General features: G+C 67.1%; 3 protein-coding genes. 1 reads left to right on the plus strand and 2 read right to left on the minus strand.

Annotation, left to right across the window (positions count from 1 at the left end; translation table 11 throughout):
- Window positions 1-338: hypothetical protein (locus ACFVJS_RS23030; protein ID WP_378885410.1), on the minus strand; the 338-nt coding region annotated here is incomplete at its 3' end.
- A gap of 125 nt (window positions 339-463) precedes the next feature.
- Here ACFVJS_RS23030 and ACFVJS_RS23035 point away from each other — a divergent pair.
- The gene (locus tag ACFVJS_RS23035; RefSeq protein ID WP_378885412.1) at window positions 464-799 is read left to right on the plus strand and encodes a hypothetical protein; all 336 of its coding nucleotides are present in this window, start codon (window positions 464-466) and stop codon (window positions 797-799) included.
- Window positions 800-859: 60 nt separating this feature from the next.
- Here ACFVJS_RS23035 and ACFVJS_RS23040 read toward each other — a convergent pair whose 3' ends face one another.
- Window positions 860-1,747 carry a serine protein kinase RIO gene (locus tag ACFVJS_RS23040; RefSeq protein WP_378885414.1) on the minus strand — a complete coding sequence of 296 codons (888 nt, stop codon included), beginning with the start codon at window positions 1,745-1,747 and terminating at the stop codon, window positions 860-862.
- Window positions 1,748-1,873 lie beyond the last annotated feature (126 nt).

Below are 1,873 nucleotides of genomic sequence, written 5' to 3' on the forward strand. Positions count from 1 at the left end.
GCGCCGACCCGCAGACCGGGCTGTCGGGGGAGGGTGTGGGGCAGTAGGGCGGACTGCAGCAGGTGGGCGTGGTGTTGCTTGGCGTAGTAGAGACTGGCGCGCTCCAGGGCCTGGCCACGTTCGTCGGGTCCGGCTTCGTCCCCCCGGAGCAGTCCCAGGAGATGGTCCGCGACGTCGTCGAGACCCTGATGCGGGGACTGGTTCGCTAGATGCGCCTTCTTCGCGCGGTGGCGGCACGCAGCGTACTCATGGAAGTAGGGATCGGCATCGCGATCCTCTGCGCCCTCCTGCTGCTCGCCGGCCTTGCCATCCGGGCGAGTGTGGATGAGAGCAGACAAGCGGAGCGCGCGGTCGTCACGGACCAGAAGGCGCTCGAGGTCTGGCGCGACAAGCTCGAACCCACCTCGAGCAGATCAACTCCATCCCGACGCCTGACGGGCTCCGCTGGCCAGAGGATGCCGCGGTGGACGGATGCGGCGTCGACGAGTCGGACAACCACCTGGTCCAGGCGGGTGCCTGGTTCGGGTGGGAGGTGACCGAGGAGGTCGCCCTCGGTGAGGTGAGCGAGGCGGGTGCTGCCGGATATGTCGAGATCCTCGACCACCTCGTCGACCACGGGTGGCGGATCAGCAAGCTGCAGAACCTGAACGGCATGCTGTCCGAAGCCAACCGTGACTTCGACTCCGCTGATCTCGAGCACCCATCGGGCGTCACGATGCGCACGCAGTTCTTCGGCGACCTGATCTCGGGTGGTCTCGACTTCGAGGGAGCGCCCAAGGTCTGCTCCGTCAGCCGCTGAACCGTCGCGCTGTGCTGCCGGGGGTGCGACATTGTGTACCCCCGGCAGCACACGGCAGGCTCAGAAGGCGTGGGCCAGCAGGTCGGCGTAGACCTCCTGCTCGTCGACATCCAGGCCCCGGGCCTGGAACCACTTCGCGACGTTGGTGATGTCGCGGAGCAGGAAGTCGAAGCCGAGCGGGTTGCCGACGAGGTCGATGACCTGGGGAAGATCGATGATCACCAACCGGTCCTGCTGGGCCAGGATGTTGTAGGGCGAGAGGTCACCGTGGACCAGGCCCGCCTGCACCATCGTGGCCAGCGCGTCGACGAGCCCGTCCCACCACATCTCCAGGACGTGGCGCTCCGGCCGGGTCTGGGCGAGACGCGGTGCCGTCTCCAGCTCCCCGTTGCCGTCGTCGACCGCGATCCACTCCATCAGGATCTCGGTCCCGTCGATCTGCACCGGATAGGGGACCGGGAGGCCGAGGTTCCAGCAGCGTACGAGCGCGTTCCACTCGGCGTTGGCCCACTCGGCCTTGGCGACCTCGCGGCCGAAGGTCGAGTTCTTCTTCAGTGCGCGCTCGTCGCGGGAGCGCTTGACCGAACGGCCCTCGGTGTAGCTCGCGGCTCGGTGGAAGGTGCGGTGGTCGGTGTCGCGATAGCGCTTGGCGACCATCAGCGCCTCCTGCTCCGGATAGAGCGGGTCCGCCCGCACGATCAGGAAGGCGTCGGCCTCCTTGCCGGTCTTGAGAATGCCGAGCTCGGTGTCGATGGCGCCCTGAGAGGTCACCACCCAGTCCGGGCGCGGCTCCGGTCCACGGGAGAGCGGCTCCACGGAGAGCCAGGTGGACCAGCGCTGTCCGTCCTCGAGGTCGTCGTAGGCCTGGAAGTCGAAGACGAAATGGGGGTCGATCCCTGCCAGAGAGTCGGATACGGCGGGATCAGCGGAGATGTTCTCCTGAGTCACTTCGGGTGCTCCTGATACGAGAGATGTGGTCTGTGGGCAGGCACAGGACAACGACAGTCATCGGTCTGCTCCTCTCGATCAGTGCGCCTCGTGGACGAGAACGCCGGTCGCGGTCCATGGTGGAGG

The sequence above is a fragment of the Nocardioides sp. NPDC057772 genome (genome assembly GCF_042798075.1).
GTDB lineage: Bacteria > Actinomycetota > Actinomycetes > Propionibacteriales > Nocardioidaceae > Nocardioides.